The 15,986-nt window shown below is 56.9% G+C and carries 14 protein-coding genes and 1 pseudogene; 5 read left to right on the plus strand and 10 right to left on the minus strand.

Annotation, left to right across the window (positions count from 1 at the left end):
* The 5 genes and pseudogenes from HMPREF7545_RS10375 to aroH all read left to right on the plus strand — a co-directional run.
* Positions 1 to 521, plus strand: a pseudogene (locus HMPREF7545_RS10375) (nitrate reductase); the annotation flags it as partial.
* A gap of 24 nt (positions 522 to 545) precedes the next feature.
* The gene (locus HMPREF7545_RS04420) at positions 546 to 1,310 is read left to right on the plus strand and encodes a glucosaminidase domain-containing protein (RefSeq protein ID WP_006694484.1); all 765 of its coding nucleotides are present in this window, start codon (positions 546 to 548) and stop codon (positions 1,308 to 1,310) included.
* Between the two features lie 17 nt (positions 1,311 to 1,327).
* A complete protein-coding gene (locus HMPREF7545_RS04425) occupies positions 1,328 to 2,953 on the plus strand; it encodes an ABC-F family ATP-binding cassette domain-containing protein (protein ID WP_006694485.1) in 1,626 nt (541 codons plus the stop codon).
* 33 nt (positions 2,954 to 2,986) lie between these two features.
* Positions 2,987 to 4,582, plus strand: a complete 1,596-nt coding sequence (locus tag HMPREF7545_RS04430; RefSeq protein ID WP_006694486.1) for an ABC1 kinase family protein — start codon at positions 2,987 to 2,989, stop codon at positions 4,580 to 4,582.
* Between the two features lie 2 nt (positions 4,583 to 4,584).
* The gene (aroH, locus tag HMPREF7545_RS04435) at positions 4,585 to 4,944 is read left to right on the plus strand and encodes a chorismate mutase (RefSeq protein ID WP_006694487.1); all 360 of its coding nucleotides are present in this window, start codon (positions 4,585 to 4,587) and stop codon (positions 4,942 to 4,944) included.
* A 61-nt stretch (positions 4,945 to 5,005) separates the two neighbouring features.
* Here aroH and HMPREF7545_RS04440 read toward each other — a convergent pair whose 3' ends face one another.
* The 10 genes from HMPREF7545_RS04440 to murC all read right to left on the minus strand — a co-directional run bounded on the left by HMPREF7545_RS04440 (position 5,006) and on the right by murC (position 15,981).
* Positions 5,006 to 6,043, minus strand: coding sequence for a zinc-binding dehydrogenase (locus HMPREF7545_RS04440; RefSeq protein ID WP_006694488.1), 1,038 nt, complete (start codon positions 6,041 to 6,043; stop codon positions 5,006 to 5,008).
* A gap of 121 nt (positions 6,044 to 6,164) precedes the next feature.
* Positions 6,165 to 7,439: a PTS galactitol transporter subunit IIC gene (locus HMPREF7545_RS04445; protein ID WP_006694489.1), complete on the minus strand. Its 1,275-nt coding sequence runs from the start codon at positions 7,437 to 7,439 to the stop codon at positions 6,165 to 6,167.
* Between the two features lie 36 nt (positions 7,440 to 7,475).
* Entirely contained in the window at positions 7,476 to 7,769 is a 294-nt protein-coding gene (locus tag HMPREF7545_RS04450) for a PTS sugar transporter subunit IIB (protein WP_006695709.1), read from the minus strand.
* Positions 7,770 to 7,797: 28 nt separating this feature from the next.
* A complete protein-coding gene (locus tag HMPREF7545_RS04455) occupies positions 7,798 to 8,271 on the minus strand; it encodes a PTS sugar transporter subunit IIA (protein ID WP_006694491.1) in 474 nt (157 codons plus the stop codon).
* A 186-nt stretch (positions 8,272 to 8,457) separates the two neighbouring features.
* Positions 8,458 to 10,377, minus strand: a complete 1,920-nt coding sequence (locus tag HMPREF7545_RS04460) for a BglG family transcription antiterminator (RefSeq protein ID WP_006694492.1) — start codon at positions 10,375 to 10,377, stop codon at positions 8,458 to 8,460.
* A gap of 133 nt (positions 10,378 to 10,510) precedes the next feature.
* Positions 10,511 to 11,764 (minus strand): cell division protein FtsZ, encoded by a 1,254-nt coding sequence (gene ftsZ / locus HMPREF7545_RS04465; protein WP_006694493.1) that lies wholly within the window; start codon positions 11,762 to 11,764, stop codon positions 10,511 to 10,513.
* A gap of 112 nt (positions 11,765 to 11,876) precedes the next feature.
* Positions 11,877 to 12,227: a small basic family protein gene (locus HMPREF7545_RS04470; RefSeq protein ID WP_006694494.1), complete on the minus strand. Its 351-nt coding sequence runs from the start codon at positions 12,225 to 12,227 to the stop codon at positions 11,877 to 11,879.
* Positions 12,224 to 12,925, minus strand: coding sequence for a DUF881 domain-containing protein (locus HMPREF7545_RS04475; protein WP_006694495.1), 702 nt, complete (start codon positions 12,923 to 12,925; stop codon positions 12,224 to 12,226). The genes HMPREF7545_RS04470 and HMPREF7545_RS04475 overlap by 4 nt, the downstream gene beginning before the upstream one ends.
* Complete coding sequence (locus HMPREF7545_RS04480) at positions 12,926 to 13,654, minus strand: cell division protein FtsQ/DivIB (protein ID WP_006694496.1); 729 nt, start codon at positions 13,652 to 13,654, stop codon at positions 12,926 to 12,928.
* Positions 13,651 to 15,981, minus strand: coding sequence for a UDP-N-acetylmuramate--L-alanine ligase (murC, locus tag HMPREF7545_RS04485; RefSeq protein ID WP_040571265.1), 2,331 nt, complete (start codon positions 15,979 to 15,981; stop codon positions 13,651 to 13,653). Before murC ends, HMPREF7545_RS04480 begins: the two co-directional genes overlap by 4 nt.
* Between the last annotated feature and the right edge of the window lie 5 nt (positions 15,982 to 15,986).

The following is a 15,986-nucleotide window of genomic DNA, read 5'->3' on the forward strand; positions in this document are numbered from 1 at the left end:
GTACGGATGCAGAAGATCTCCGCACAGAGCAGGGAACACTCTCACGGCTCTTTGCCGTCAGTGGTTTTGGTGCGCTGATCGGATCCTTGCCGCTGAGCATTGCCCCCATCTCCGCTGTTCTTCCCGCACGTGAAGGAGCGCCGTATCTCTGCGGCATTCCTCCGACGGCCTGGATATTCTCTCTGTTTCTCTTCCTGCTGCTGCCCTGCGCTCCGCTTCTGCAGGCAGTCTCAGAGTTCCCCGCGGCACCTGCCGTTGCGCTCGCTGTTCTCGGTCTGATGCTGCTCCTGCGCGCGCTTGCAGTTCTAAGCAGTCTGCATGAGCCGCTCACATTGCGCGAGAGTGCGGTCATTGCGGCCTTTCTGCTCGCAGCATACGATATCAAGACAGGGCTCACAGCTGCGCTTCTCACCTGGATGCTTCTCACGGCGGTATGCGGCGAACGTTGCCGCATTGCACGCGGCACATGGGAACTGGCAATGCTGCTCACTGTGCTTGCCCTGCTGAAATGGACAACATAAACACAAATCTGGGAGGTTCATCTCTTGCAAAAGGTTATTGTTCTGCGCGGCGCTCTTGCCGCAGCTCTGGCTGTCTTTATTCTGACGTCGGCATCCGGCGAGGCGCGCCGCGTGCATGATCCGGATAAAGCGACGAAGATTCGTACGGAGCGCACGACAAACGCCCCTAAAAGCAATGATTTCCGTGCGCGGATCGATGCACTCATGAAAAATGCGAACGAGATCAATGCACCTGTGCGGGAGGACGATTCTCCCTTCAGCGTTCCAAAGACGCTCTCTGAGTATGACACGGCCATCATCGGCACCCCCCTTGCGAGTCAGGAACAATGCGTGAGCTATCTGCTCAGTGTGAACCCGCATCCGGCGATCTCCGTTTCACCGCGTGAACTCGTCGCCTACTACTATGAGGAGGGTGCGCGCGAGGGCATCCGTCCCGACGTGGCATTTGCACAGGCGCTGAAGGAAACCGGCTTCTTTCGCTACGGCGGAACGGTAACGCCCGATCAGAACAACTACTGCGGGCTCGGCACAACGAGCACGGAGATCAAGGGGGCCTACTTCGCCACCTCGCAAATCGGTGTGCGCGCTCATATCCAACATCTGCTCGCCTATGCCTCAACGCGCAGACCCGTACGCCCCGTCGTTGACCCCAGATATAATCTCGTACGCAATGTCTACGGCACCATTACCCTCGGAAACTGGCAGGATCTCAACGGCCGCTGGGCAGTTCCCGGCGACTCATACGGACAGAGCATCCTGTCGATGTTCCGCGCAATCCTGCGTAAATAGAGAAGGAGAACGGAAAGATGATCACCGTCAACAATCTGAGTCTGCAATTCGGCAAACGCGTCCTCTATAAGGATGTCAATCTGAAGTTCACCCCCGGCAACTGCTACGGCATCATCGGCGCGAACGGCGCGGGGAAGTCCACCTTTCTCAAACTCCTTTCCGGTGATATTGAACCGACAGGCGGCATTGTAGACATTACGCCGGGTGAACGTCTCGCTGTCCTCCAGCAGGATCACTATGCCTTCGACGAGGTCGAGGTGCTGCGTACGGTTATGATGGGGCATGCGCGCCTCGTTGAGATCATGGATGAGAAGGACGCGCTCTATGAAAAGCCGGATTTCTCCGATGAGGACGGAATGCGCGCCTCCGAGCTCGAGGCAGAGTTCGCCGAGCTCGACGGCTGGAACGCCGAGACAGAGGCGGCACAGCTGCTCAACGGTCTCGGTGTGCCGGACGCGAAGCACCACCTCAAGATGAATGAGATCTCGCCCTCTGAGAAAGTGCGTGTCCTGCTCGCACAGGCACTCTTCGGCTCGCCTGACATCCTGCTCCTCGATGAGCCGACGAACCATCTTGACGTCTCCTCGATCAACTGGCTCGAGAACTTTCTCGCAGACTTTCCGAACACGGTCATCGTTGTCTCGCATGATCGTCACTTCCTCAACCAGGTCTGCACCTATATCTGCGACGTAGACTTCGGCAAGATCTCGCTCTACGCCGGCAACTACGACTTCTGGTACCAGTCCAGCCAGCTTGCCCTGCAGATGGCAAAAGATGCGAACAAGAAGAAAGAGGAGAAGATCAAGGAGCTGCAGACCTTCATCCAGCGCTTTGCGGCAAATGCGGCAAAATCTCGGCAGGCCACCTCGCGCAAGAAACTCCTCGAGCGCATCACGCTCGATGATATCAAACCGTCCACCCGCCGCTATCCATACATCGCGTTCACCCCTGACCGCGAGGCAGGCGATCAGCTGCTGACGGTCGAAGGGCTCTCCAAAGAGATCGACGGGCGGCAGCTCTTTAAGAACATCAGCTTTACCCTCAAAAAAGGGGATAAGGTGGCCTTTGTCGGTCCGAACGGGGCAGCGAAGACGATGTTGTTCAAGATTCTCATGGGCGAAGAGGAAGCAGACGCAGGCACGTTTAAGTGGGGCGTAACGACGACACAGACCTACCTGCCCTCGGACAACAGCGCTTATTTCGACAATGTGAAGCTCAACCTCGTCGATTGGCTGCGTCAGTATTCGAAGGATCCCGATGAGACATTCGTGCGCGGATTCCTCGGGCGCATGCTTTTCTCGGGAGAAGAGAGCCAAAAACGTGCCGAGGTGCTCTCGGGCGGTGAGCGCGTCCGCTGCATGCTCTCGCGCATGATGCTCTCGGGTGCGAATGTCCTGCTCTTTGACGAGCCGACTGATCACCTTGACCTGGAGTCCATCACAGCGCTCAACAACGGTCTCATGTCGTTCCCCGGCACGATTCTCTTTGCCTCGCGTGACCACGAGTTCACACAGACCATTGCGAACCGCATCATCGAGATTACACCGATCGGCATTGTCGACCGCATCTCGACGTATGACGAATACCTCAGCAACGAGACGGTCAAACAGCAGCTTGCAGAGAAATATAAGGCTGCGGAATAACCCCATATTAAAACAGGCAGGAGGTGCGCATCTATGCTGGAGTCATTGCTGCACGGCACAGAGAATAAGAATGCCGCTCTGCGCCTGCGCGAAATGGTTGCCGTCCTGCGCCGCCACGACATCGTACACGGACTGACGCCGGCAAAGCTGCGGGCCATCTTTGAGGATCTTGGTCCGACTTTTGTTAAGTTCGGACAAATCATGAGCATGCGCCCCGACTTTCTGCCGACGGAGTACTGCGACGAGCTGATGAAGCTGCAGACCGGCGCGAGCCCCCTCGCCTTCCCAGTCATTCTCTCCATTGTCGAACAAGAGTATAAGCGCGATTGGAATCGGGTCTTTCGCGAGATCGACAGTACGCCGCTTGGCTCGGCAAGTATCGCCCAGGCACACAGGGCGGTGCTGACTACGGGAGAAGAGGTCGTCATCAAGGTGCAGCGCCCCGGCATCCACGAGATCATGCGCATGGACCTTACGCTCATGAAGCGTGCCGCAACCATCATCCGACTTGTCAGCCGCGACGATGTCGTCGATTTCCGCTCGCTGATGGATGAAATGTGGAACATTGCAAAGCAGGAGATGGACTTCCTCATTGAGGCGAGCCACATCGAGGAGTTCTCCCATCTGAACCGCGATCATCCCTTCATCTCCTGCCCGCGCGTCATGCGCGATCTCTCGACCCAGCACATCCTCGTCATGGAGTACATTGACGGCATCCCGCTTGATCAGACCGATGCGCTGCATGCCGCAGGCATCAACGTCACTCAGATCGGGCGCCGCCTCGGCGAAAACTACGCCAAGCAGATCATTGAGGACGGCTTCTTTCACGGCGATCCACACCCCGGAAACATCCGCATCCGAAACGGCACGATCGTATGGCTGGACCTCGGAATGATGGGGCGGCTCAGCAACCGCGACCGCACGGCGCTGCGCCGCGCGATCATGGCGCTTGCAACACACGATACCTTTGAGATGAAATCTGCCGTGCTCGCGCTCGGCATCGTCAAGGGACGCATCAACCACGCCCAGCTCTATCAGGATATCGACGTCATGATGGAACAGTACGGCTCGCTTGATTTCAGCGACCTGCATATGGGCGTGCTGACAAACCAAATTCTCAGTATTCTGCGGATGCATCGCATCGGATGTCCGAGCGGGCTTGCCATGTTCGCACGCGGCGTCATGACCGTGGAGATCGTCATGCGGCGCTGCGCGCCCGAAGTCAGCTTCCTTGAGATCTTTGCCCACAGCCTCTCCCTCGGCCTCGTCCACGGTATGAACTGGCGTGAGGGCCTCGCAAAGGTCCGTCAGGAAGGCATTATGCTCCTGCGCAAATCCGTGCAGATCCCCGAGCAGCTTGCAGACCTTCTCAAGATGACCATGAGCGGACAGGCAAAGCTGAACATCGATCTCACCGGTTCGGAGGAACCCGTGCAGCGTCTTGACAAGATGATCAACAAGCTCATCATTGCCCTTCTCTGCGCAGCGCTCCTCATCGCCTCGAGTACGCTCTGCACGACGGATATGCAGCCGCAGCTCGGCGGCATTCCCATCATCGGTCTGCTCGGTTATCTCATCGCATTTATTCTCAGTCTCAGACTCATCTGGGATATTCATAAGGGGGTGTAGCTATGCGCGGCATACGCGGCGCCATCACCGTCGGGCGCAACGAAAAAGAGGAAATCTGGCTGGCAGCACAGGAGCTCATCACCGAACTCCTCCGCACAAACGCCATTACTGCCGCCGATATCGGCGCTGCAATCTTCAGCGTCACCGAGGATCTGACGGCGGCATTCCCGACCGCCGGCGTCCGCCGCATCAACGGCTTTGATCTCGTTCCCCTTTTTGATGCGCGCCAATGCGCCATCGAGAACAGCCTCCCCCGCTGCATTCGTGTTCTCCTTCTCGTCAACACCGACGCAGCGCAGGCGGATATCCATCACGTCTATCTGCGTGCAGCAGCACATCTGCGCCCCGATCTCGAGGAATGAATCATAGACAGCAAAAAGCCGAAGGTGAAACTTCACCTTCGGCTTTTTGCTGCGTATATATCTACCCGATTGGATGCATAACGATCTTGGTTGCCTCCCCGTTCTTGAGGAGATGATATGCTCTGTCCCACTCGTCAATGCCGACCTCATGCGTGATCATCTTGTCCGCGTCGATCTTGCGCTCACTCATGAGCTTCAACGTCGGCTCCCAGTCGTGCGTATTTTGACTGCGGCTTCCGACAACGGTCAATTCCTTCTGGATGATCTTGGAGAAATTGACCGTCACTTCGTCCTTCGCAAAGAGGCCAACCTGTACGTACTGCCCTCCCTTTTTCAGGAGATCCATGCCGAGATGCATGGAGGGAACCGCCCCCGTGCAGTCATAGCAGACATCCGCACCGTAGCCCTCCGTGAGGCTTTCAACCAGCGCTTTGACATCATCCTTCTGCACATCCGCGATGTGCTCGACGCCAAATTTCTCCTTGGCGATCGTCAGGCGCCCCACATCCTGTGTCAGTCCTGTCATCACAACACGTCCGCCGTACGCCATGACTACCTGTGCCACGAGCAGCCCGATGGGGCCGGGACCGAGGACCAGAACGACGGCGCCTTTCTCAAATTTTGCCTTGTTGACACTGTGGTAGGCGCATGCTGCTGCCTCCGTGATGGACGCCTGACGCGTCGTCACATTCTCCGGCAGGATATGAACGCTCTTTGCGCGTGCGAGCACATACTGCGCCATTGCTCCGTCCTGCTGTGTGCCGAGTCCCTTGCGGCTGGAGCAGAGATTATACTCTCCGCGCCTGCAGTAGCGGCAGTGCCCGCAGATCTTAAAGGTAGTCTCGGAGGTGACACGGTCGCCGACCTTGATATTCGTAACCCCTGCGCCGACTTCCGCGACCACGCCCGCGAACTCATGCCCGATCGTCAGTCCCTCAGCATCCGCATTATAATGCCCCTCGAACGTATGGAGATCGCTGCCGCAGATGCCGATATACTCCACGCGGATCTTGACCTGTCTCTCTCCGACGACAGGCTCCGGCTTATCAATGACATGCCAGTTGCCCGCCCCCTTCGAGACCTTGACCAATGCCTTCATGATGATTTCCTCCTATCCCCCGTGCAGAAATTGCTGATACTTTCATTTTATCGGCGATTTCCATAAAAGGCAGGGAGACCAGCTCTCACGAATCTGCTCCCTGCCCCGCGGCAATCTCTGCTCAAGTGAACAGTGCAAGTACCTTGAAGATAACGAAGTTGACGATATTGCCGGCCTGGTCGATGCTGGAAATGAGCGCAGCGCCCTCCGGCATCTTAAAGTTCGCCGTGACGCCCATCGAGGTCTGGAACTCTGCGAGCGCCGTTCCGATGAGAAGACAGACTGCGATGACGACCAGTCCGCTGAGCACGGAGTGGATGATATTGCCGCGCGCTGCCGCAACGATCATCGCAACGAAGAACGGGATCGTTGCCAGGTCGCCGAAGGGGAGCATATTGTTCCCGGGAAGGATGACGGCAAGCAGCAGCGTCAGCGGAACGAGAATGAGCGCAGTGGCAATGACGGCAGGATGTCCGGTTGTCACAGCGGCGTCGAGACCGATGTAGAGTTTGGAGTGCTCGGAGTCCTCTCCGAAGCGCTTCTGAAGGAAGTCGCGCGCTGCCTCGGAGATTGGAATCAGGCCCTCCATGAGCAGCTTCACCATGCGCGGCATCAGCACCATAACGCCCGCCATCGCCATGCCGATCTGAATCGTCTTGCCCACATCATAGCCCGCGAGTGCACCAAGGATACAGCCGAGGATCAGCCCCATGAAGATCGGCTCGCCGAAGATGCCGAAACGTTTTTGAATGGTCTCAGGGTCTGCCTTGAGATCCTTGATGACGGGAATCTTTTGAATGATCCAGACGAGCGGGATACCGATGAGAGAATTCGCCATGGTCGAGCCCGTCGGAACGGAGACACCCGGCAGATCGTAGTATTTCTCCATATAGGGTGCCGTCCAGTCCGCGAGCTTCAGCATGGCGATCTCAAAGAGCACCGCCGCCGCAATCGCCAGCGGGATACTGCCGTTGATTGCGTATACGCACGCACCGCAGAATGTAAAATGCCAGTAGTTCCAGATATCAACGTCCATCGTCTTGGTCGTCTTTGTGACCAGCATGATGAAGTTGACGAGCAGGCCGATCGGCAGTATGATCGCCGCAATCGGGGAAGCCCATGCAAGACTTGCCGAACCTGGCCAGCCGATATCGATGATCGTGAGATTAATGCCGAAGCGCACGACCATCGCCTGTGCGGCAGGGCCGAGATTATCGACGAGCAGCGCAACGACAAGACCAATGCCGACGAAGCCGACGCCGATGGTAAGACCTGAGCGGAACGATTTTGCAGGGCCAAGGCCAAAGCCCAGACCGATGAAAAAAATAAATACCGGCAGAATGACGGTCGGTCCGAGCGACAGGAATGCCTGAACTAACGGAGTTAAAGTCTCCACGAAAATCTCCCCTTTCTAAAAGTCAAAAACGACAATTTACTTTTGCAGCTCGGCAAGGATCTCCGCCTTCACCTTATCCAGGCCCATTCCCGTAAGGAAGGGGCGGCCGTTGATAACTGGGAACTTGTACTGGTCTTTGTCCACAACCGTCGTCGTGATGAGAAGATCAGCGCGGTCTGCATAGCCCGGTACCTCCATCATCTTGCACTGGATGATCTCCACCTGGAGTCCGTTCTCCTTCGCCAGATTCTCCAATGCAGTGTTGACCACTGTCGACGTAGCAATGCCTGTTCCGCATGCGACCAGTACAACCTTCTTTTCATTCGCCATGATGCTCACTCTCTTTCTGTAACAGAAATCATCCATCCTCCGACTTCGACAGGCGTTCTCTGACAAACGCGCAGATCTCCTCTGCCGATTCGCTGCTTTTCACGGTCTTCAGTGCATCCGCGTCCTGCAGGATTCCCATGAGGTTCTGCAGCAGCGTCAGCTGCGCGTGCGCCTCCTTCATCGCCAGCATAAAGATGCAGTCTACGGGAATCGTCTCCGTATCGTCCCCCATGACGACGAAATCCACCGGTTCCTTGAGACGCGCGATGCAGACGGCAGGCGCATTCACATGTTCCACATCCGTATGCGGAATCGCAACGCCTCCCATCACTGTCGGCAGGCCTGTTGCAAAGACCTTCTCCCGCGCGACGACCGCGTCCGCATAGCTCTCCTTCACATAGCCCTGCTCATACAGGCGCTGTGCTGCCTGACGCAGCAGATCGAGATTGTCCCGGGCCTCCACGTCCAGGAGCACAAGCTCTTCAGTAAGCGCAACGTCCATATGGTTCCCCCTTTCACACACCGAACACCTTGAAACAATTTCATTATAACGACAAGCCAACGCCCCTCATAGACATATCTGTTTCCTGAAACATTCCTGAAAAGAGGAAATATGAAAGGTCTTTTCCACTTTTCGCTTCCGCAATTACATATGCGGAAGTCTCGAAGAGGCATAGAAAAACTGCGGTCATAAGATCGCCGTAAATTCTTGGAGAAATTTTTCATAGGATTTATGTTTGAGCAAAGAATCCAGACCGCGATGTTCCTTGATAAACTCATAGAGTTTGAGAAACAGCTTCTCCCAGAGGGGCGCCTTCGCCTGCTCAATGTTGAGGAGAAATACGACGCGCACGGGGAAGTCCTCCCATTGCACAGACTCTTTCAAAACGAGCACGGAGATGTTGGAAGAGGTACATCCCGTCGAAAGCGCATGCGGAATGGCGGCATAGTCGCCGATTGCTGTCGAAGACATCCGTTCACGCTCAAAGACGGAGTTCTTCCCCTCCGCATCCATCCAGCCGTTCAAAATCGCTTCATCCGTGAGGAACTCCAGACATTCCTCACGCGTACGGAATGACTTGTTCACATAGAAGCTATCCTGATGGAAGAACCGGCGAACCGTTTCTGCATCGAGGCTGGCCTGTTTTTGGAACATGATGCGCCGAATCTTTTCGATATCGTCTGGGCGCAGCATATGGTTTACGCGGATAATCTTCGGCGAGGACATCTCAAGCGGAACCGTAGAGACGATATAGTCTGCCTCCTCCATCATCTCCGTGGTCAGCTTATAGGCCGGAAGAACACTGATGACTTGAATGCTCCCGCGAAAATGCTCTTTGAGCTTTGCCTTCATGAGGACAGAGACGCCGAGTCCCGCCGAGCAGATGACATAGACATTCTTCGGGTGTTCATCCTCCGCCATGCTGTTTCGGCTCATCGAGGCGCCGAAATGCAGCGCAATGTAGCCGATCTCGTTCTCGTTAAACTCGATATGGTCAATCTCGCGCACCATCTTTGCCGCATAGACGGCAATCTGAAAGGCAAGCGGATAGTCTTGCTTGACCGAGCCGAGCAGCTCATTGCGGATATTTACGCGGAAGTGCACGCGGGCAATCGCGATACGCAGGTGGAGCATGAGCCCGTCCTTGAGATATTCGTCCGCTGTAAAGTCAAGACCGAACTTCTCATCTACGGCAATGAGCACTCGTTCAACGAGCTCTTTCACATGGGCATCGTTGACGGTGCTCCCGATATCCAGCAGCTTCTTGCCCGTCAGGAGACACCGGGTGATGTAGAACACCTCGCTGTATGGGATATCGATGCCGGTATAGCGAAAAATCTCGTTGGCGACTTCCTTTGCCGCGCTGTACTCAAAGGTTTCCTCCAGCTTCTGCGCCATGCTGGCGCGGCATTCGACCGTCTGCCCGGCAGCAGACCGATGAATGGCAAGCGCCGTCTGCACGGCGAGATCGCGGCGCGCCGTATCCGTCAGCTGGAGATTGCGGACGCTTGCGGTCTGCGAGAGAATTTTATCCATTGCATCGCAGCTGATCTTGTCAAAGAGCAGCCCCTGCACTCCCTCGTCCCGAACCTCATGCAGATAGTCGACGATAAAGCTGCGCAGATCGCACTCCTCCGCATCAATACGCAGGCCTTCGCTCTTATGCTGCACGATCTTGACGGCATACTCGGCGAAACGTTCCCGCGTCGTATGCAGATAGTTCTTGATCGTCGACAGGCCGACATACATCTCGTCGGCAAGCGTCATCTGCGTGACCGACATATCCTTCAGGCTGCACTCCAAAAAACGGCTGATGATATAGTTCTGCTGCTCTTCCGCACTCGCCAGGCCGACGGCCCCGCCCTTGCTCTCTAAGAGGTGCAGAAGATCCTCTGCATCATCCTCCGGCAAAAGTTTATAGCCGCGGTTGGGCACTGCCAGCAGCCTTCCCTTTTTGTCCGCAAGCAGTTCCTGCAGCATTTTGATATCGGAGCGTATTGTCCGGGAGGAGACATTCAGGTGCCGCGCAAGCTCCATTCCGGTCATGCCGTCTGCATTCTTTAGGAGCAGTTCCAAGATCCTTTTGCACCGTTCCGGCTTCTGCATCGTCAGTCCTCCCTGCGGCAAGAATGATTTAGATCAATAGGAAGCCCGCATACAGCAAAAAAGCGCAGGAAGTCATTCCCACGCTCTCTGTGCTTATATTGGCAGCTATATATGTCCCGCAAGATTTTTCAACTCAGCGCTGACGCATCCATGCGGGAATATCGATGACATCTGTGCCGCCGGAGCCTGTATTCGGCTCAACGACATTCATGCGGCGGTTATTTCCCGTATGCGGCGGAACAATAGCGGCAGCGGGACGTGCCTGTGCCTGCGGAGGCGGCGCCGGCTGCGGCGACGGCGCTGCCGATGATTTTGCTGCCGGCTGCGTTCCGCCAAGACCCGGTACCGGGATCGTCCAGTCCTCCGAGAGCCCCGTCCCCGCGTCTGCCTTTCCTCCATCCGTGAGGCCGCCAAAGCCCGTTGCCACAACAGTAACGCGCACACAGTCCTCGAGTGTCTCATCCACGCCGATGCCCCAGATGATATTTGCCTGACGCCCGCTCGACGCATTCGTAATCATGCTGTTCAGCCACTCGGATGCCTCGTTGACCTCGAACATGCTGAGGTTCTTTGAACCGGTGAAGTTCAAAATCACCGAGCTGGCTCCCTCGATGCTTGTCTCGAGCAGCGGGGACTCGATGGCCGCCTTTGCCGCGGCAACGGATGCCCCCTCGCCGCGCGCTTCGCCGATGCCCATGATCGCCGCGCCGCCGTTCGCCATCGTCGTATGCACATCGGCAAAGTCGAGATTGACGACGCCCTGGTTTGTGATGAGATCGGTGATCCCCTTGACCCCCTGCCAGAGCACATTGTCCACCTTGCTGAACGCCTCGGTAACCGGCGTACTCTTGTCAATGATCTTCATCAGGCGGTCATTGGGGATGGTGATGATGGTATCGACATGCTGCTGCAGATTATCGATGCCCGTATCCGCATTGCGCGCGCGGGTCATTCCCTCGTAGGAGAAGGGACGCGTAACAACGGCAACCGTGAGTGCGCCGAGCTCGCGTGCACACTCTGCCACGACGGGAGCAGCGCCCGTTCCCGTACCGCCGCCCATGCCGGCCGTTATGAATACCATGTCCGCACCGCGCAGCGCCTCGACAATCTTCTCGCGGCTCTCGGTCGCCGCCGCTTCCCCGATCTCGGGACGGGCCCCGGCACCGAGTCCGCGCGTGCGCTTTTCACCAATCTGAATGCGAAGAGCTGCCTTCGACTGCAGCAACGCCTGCGCATCCGTATTGATTGCAACAAATTCAACTCCCTGCAAGCCGGAGTCGATCATATTGTTGACTGCGTTTCCGCCGCCGCCGCCTACACCGACAACGATGATCTTTGCGAGTTCTTCAAAGTTATCATCCATTTCGAACACAGCCTCAGCCTCCATATCGTATCTTTATCATCTCAGTCCGTTGACAGACAACAATTTCCTCGCTTATTTTACCATGAAACTCGATATATTACCATAGCGCAAGAAAATTTTTAACTTCTTTTCCCGTTCAGCGCGTTCTGCCCCGATAGTCTTTGAGCAGATAGCGGCGCAGGATAGCAAGATTTTTAAAGATACGGAAACCGAAGGCAAGCAGCGCAACGTAATAGAGGTCGATGCCGAGGCGGTCGCCGATAAAGACGAGTGCGGCTGCAAGCAAGGTGTTTGAGAAAAATCCCGTGACAAAGACGTGCTTGTCAAAGCGCTCTGAAGTCGCTGCGCGCAGTCCGCCGAACGCGGCGTCAAGAGCAGCAACAAGGGCAACGGAGAAGAGTTTCGAATAGGCAAGCGGAATGACGATGGGGCTGTTGTAGCCGATGAAGAGCCCGATCACAAGACTGATCAATACGATGTAGATCATTTGCTCTCCTCCTCACGTTCCTGCGTCTCGTGCGCATAGGTCTGGCGAATGCTCCCGCCATAGGGAGGGATGTACACATCGTCACTGGCCGTAATATCGAGCTGGATGCCCCAGACGCCCAGCGTCTCGACAACGCCCCCGCGCATACGCAGAGAATTTTCGAGTGACTTTTTTTCTCCGATGGCGCGGATCTCAAACGGTGCAGACGAGCGGACATTATTGACCGAGAGCGTGGGTCCCGCACAGCGGATCTCAGAGACGCCGGTGAGGCGCTGCCCGTTGACGGAGATCGCCTCTGCGCCCGCCGCGCGCAGCTCGTTGATGACGCGCAGGAGGTCGTCATCGTGGATGACGTAAAGATTCGGGTTCTCTCCGGATTTCGCGGGTCTCGCACTGTCGTCCATGCGTACGATGACGCCCTCTCCCCGGAGAGGGACGAGTGCCGCACGATACCGCAGCATCTTCTGATCCTCTGTACTCGACTGATCCGCTGCCGCCGCCTGCATCTTGCGCAGCTCGTCCCCCAATTCGTCGCGTTCATGTTCCGTCTGGAGCAGCCGATCCGAGATCTCCTCGATGCGCTGCTGGGAGAGACTTCCCTTCCCATCTTGGGCCGTGCGGAACTGCACGGCAATCATAAATCCGATCAATATGCAGACGAGTGCAATGAGCCACCCGCCCTGCCAGAACTGTTTCATTTATTTCCCCTCTGTCGTTTTATCCGCGAGTTTGATGAACGGCGCATCGTAGCTGAAGTCCACGTACTCGATCGTATGGCGCGTTGTTTTCTGATCCTGTAAAAAATCCTGTGTGAGTCCTGCCTTGTCCGGAATGCCCTCCAAACGTCCGAGACGTATCGGGAGCGCGTTCTTGGTATAGGCAACGACGGCATTCGGCACGGTGATGTTGACCTCTGAGATCTGCCCAATGTCCGCTGGGTCGATCCTGCTGAGAAAGCTGATGACCGATGCTACCTGCGGATCGGAATTATCGTCTCCGATGTAGAGGTCGCGCAGCTTGATCCCGGTGATGATGGGAATGTCCGCCCCCTTGAGCGTGCGGTAACTGGCGATGACCTTTCCCTGCCGGTCAAAATCCAGATATCCGTAGTCGCAGGCAACAGTCGCAACCGGCATGCGCTCGACAATCTCCATTTCGATCTTGTTGGGCAGCTGCCGGCGCACGACAGCAGATTCGATGCGCAGATCGCGGAGCAAATTTGTCGTCATCTCATCAGTCTTGAGCTCAAAGAGACGCTGCCCGTAGTGAATGCGCGCGATCTCACAGAGTTCAGTCTCGTCCAGATTGACGCTCCCGCGAACGACCAGCTGCTGAAACGTAAAGAGAGGCGAATAGATAAGCGCCGCAAGAATGCCGCTGGCGCAAAGGAGATAGAACGCCCCTTTGAGAACACGGCGCGATTTCATCGGTAATACCCCGCCATCGTGAGGATTTTCTCGCAGAGCTCAGGGAACTCCATCCCAACGGCGCGTGCTGCATCCGGCACAAGGGATGTCTCTGTCATGCCGGGTACGGCGTTGACTTCGATGACATAGGGCTGCTCCTCTTCGCTCAGCATGATGTCGACGCGCGCTGCGCCGCTGCACCCGCACGCTGTGAATGCACGGACAGCGATCGCCTGCACCGCCTCTGTACATTCTTTGGAAAGCGCCGCCGGGACAATATGCGTCGATGCGCCCGGCGTATACTTACTCTCGTAATCATAGCGCCCCGATGCCGTCGTGATCTCAATGACCGGCAGAGCCTCTGCCGCCGCGGGCATTCCCCAGACGACAACGGTGAGCTCCCGCCCGCGGATGAACTCCTCCACAAGAGCTTCTCTGCCATAGGTAAACACATCGTCCAGTGCGGCATTCAGCTCTTCCGCACGCGTGACGATATGAACGCCGATGCTTGATCCCTGCTCCGGTGCCTTTACGACAACCGGCAAACCGAACTCGCGCCGGATGTCTTCCGCCGTATGCTCGCCGCACTTGCCCGCATCAATCAGGCGAAAGCGCGGCGTTGCAATGCCTTCCGCGCGAAAAATCCGCTTTGCCGTCCCTTTGTCCATCGTGAGCGCAGCAGCGCGAACACCGGAGCCGGTATAGGGGACGCCGAGCATGTCGAGCGTTCCTTGGAGAACTCCGTCCTCGCCGTATTTCCCATGCAGTGCATTAAATACGATCGCGGGGCGAAGTTTTTGAATCTCCTCCGCAAAGGTCTTGGGCATCAGTTCGAGTCCGGCCGCAGGATAGCCCTTCGAAAGAAGCGCCTGCAGGATTGCCTTGCCCGAGCGGCGCGATACTTCCGCCTCAGTAGAAGGGCCGCCCATGACGACGACAATCGGTGCCTCTGCCGATCCCGCCGTCCCCTCTTTGAGCCGCTTGACAAGATCCTCCCCTACCTCGAGGATATTGCCCGCGCCCATCGTGATAACAAGATCACCCGCGCGCACATGTTGGGCGAGATAATGTTCGAGATCGCCGCGCGCCGGCAGATAGACCGCATCCTGCCCCGTCTGCTTTGCGACCTCCTTCATCAGCGTCTCCCCGCTGACGCCGGGGATCGGTGCCTCGCCCGCTGCATAGACGTCCGTCAGGAGGAGCAGATCCGCTGCGGCAAAGCATGTACCGAACTCTTCGCGCAGCAGCTGCGTGCGCGAATAGCGATGCGGCTGAAACACACAGATGAGCCGCCCAGGGTTCGTTTGGCGTGCCGCAGCGAGTGTTGCGGCAATCTCCGTCGGGTGATGCGCATAGTCATCCACCACCCAAACGCCGCGCTCCTTGCCCTTCGTCTGGAAACGGCGCTTTGCCCCATGAAACTGTGCGAGCGCACGCCGAATCTCAGGGAACTCCACACCAGCAAGACGCGCCACAGCAATGCAGGCAAGCGCATTGAGCACGTTGTGCCTCCCCGGAATGTTGAGTAAAACGCGCCCCATCTCCGCGCCGCGCTCAAAGGCCGTAAAGGAGATCACAGAGCCGTGCGTCTCCATATCCGCCGCGCGATAGTCCGCCTCCGCATCAATGGCATAGGAAACGACGCGGCACGGTGTCTCGCACGCGATTTGGCGCAGGATTTCATTTTCAAAACAGAGGACTGCCGTGCCGTCCGCATCCGTCTGATCAACGAACGTACGGAATGCCTCGATGATCTTCTCCATCGTGCCGTAGTGATCCATATGATCATCTTCGACGTTTGTTACGACAGCGATGTGCGGGCGCAGCTTCAGGAAGGAGCCGTCGCTTTCATCCGCCTCGGAGACGAGATAACGCCCCGTTCCGAGCTTCGCATTCGTGCCCAGATCCGGTACCTCGCCGCCGACGATGATCGTCGGGGAAACACCGGCACAGTCCAGTGTCACGCCGATCATGGAAGTGGTCGTGGTCTTGCCGTGCGACCCGGCGACCGCAATGCCGTCATATGCATTGACGAGCGCCGCATTGATATCCGAGCGGTGAAGCTTGGGAATGCGCAGATCCCATGCCGCGATCACCTCTACATTATCGTAGGGAATCGCCGTGGAGACGACGATGGCATCCGCGCCGCGCACATTCTCGGCATGCTGTCCGTCCGTCCAGATGCGTGCGCCGAGGCGAATGAGTTCCTCGATGATGGGCGACGTGCCTTGATCAGAGCCGGATACTTGATAACCGAGCAGGAGAAGAATCTTCGCCAGCGGACTCATCCCTGCGCCGCCGATGCCGATAAAATGGATCGCGTGGATCCCCTTTAAATCTTTGAGCAATATCT

The organism is Centipeda noxia ATCC 43541 (assembly GCF_000160555.1).
GTDB classification, from domain to species: domain Bacteria; phylum Bacillota; class Negativicutes; order Selenomonadales; family Selenomonadaceae; genus Centipeda; species Centipeda noxia.

Bases quoted from the DNA above. Each gene is read 5' to 3' on its own strand.
- HMPREF7545_RS04425 (WP_006694485.1), top strand. From the start codon at position 1,328: ATGATCACCGTCAACAATCTGAGTCTGCAATTCGGCAAACGCGTCCTC.
- HMPREF7545_RS04430 (WP_006694486.1), top strand. From the start codon at position 2,987: ATGCTGGAGTCATTGCTGCACGGCACAGAGAATAAGAATGCCGCTCTG.
- aroH (WP_006694487.1), top strand. From the start codon at position 4,585: ATGCGCGGCATACGCGGCGCCATCACCGTCGGGCGCAACGAAAAAGAG.
- HMPREF7545_RS04440 (WP_006694488.1), bottom strand. From the start codon at position 6,043: ATGAAGGCATTGGTCAAGGTCTCGAAGGGGGCGGGCAACTGGCATGTC.
- HMPREF7545_RS04450 (WP_006695709.1), bottom strand. From the start codon at position 7,769: ATGGCGAATGAAAAGAAGGTTGTACTGGTCGCATGCGGAACAGGCATT.
- HMPREF7545_RS04455 (WP_006694491.1), bottom strand. From the start codon at position 8,271: ATGGACGTTGCGCTTACTGAAGAGCTTGTGCTCCTGGACGTGGAGGCC.
- HMPREF7545_RS04460 (WP_006694492.1), bottom strand. From the start codon at position 10,377: ATGCAGAAGCCGGAACGGTGCAAAAGGATCTTGGAACTGCTCCTAAAG.
- ftsZ (WP_006694493.1), bottom strand. From the start codon at position 11,764: ATGGAGGCTGAGGCTGTGTTCGAAATGGATGATAACTTTGAAGAACTC.
- HMPREF7545_RS04470 (WP_006694494.1), bottom strand. From the start codon at position 12,227: ATGATCTACATCGTATTGATCAGTCTTGTGATCGGGCTCTTCATCGGC.
- HMPREF7545_RS04475 (WP_006694495.1), bottom strand. From the start codon at position 12,925: ATGAAACAGTTCTGGCAGGGCGGGTGGCTCATTGCACTCGTCTGCATA.
- HMPREF7545_RS04480 (WP_006694496.1), bottom strand. From the start codon at position 13,654: ATGAAATCGCGCCGTGTTCTCAAAGGGGCGTTCTATCTCCTTTGCGCC.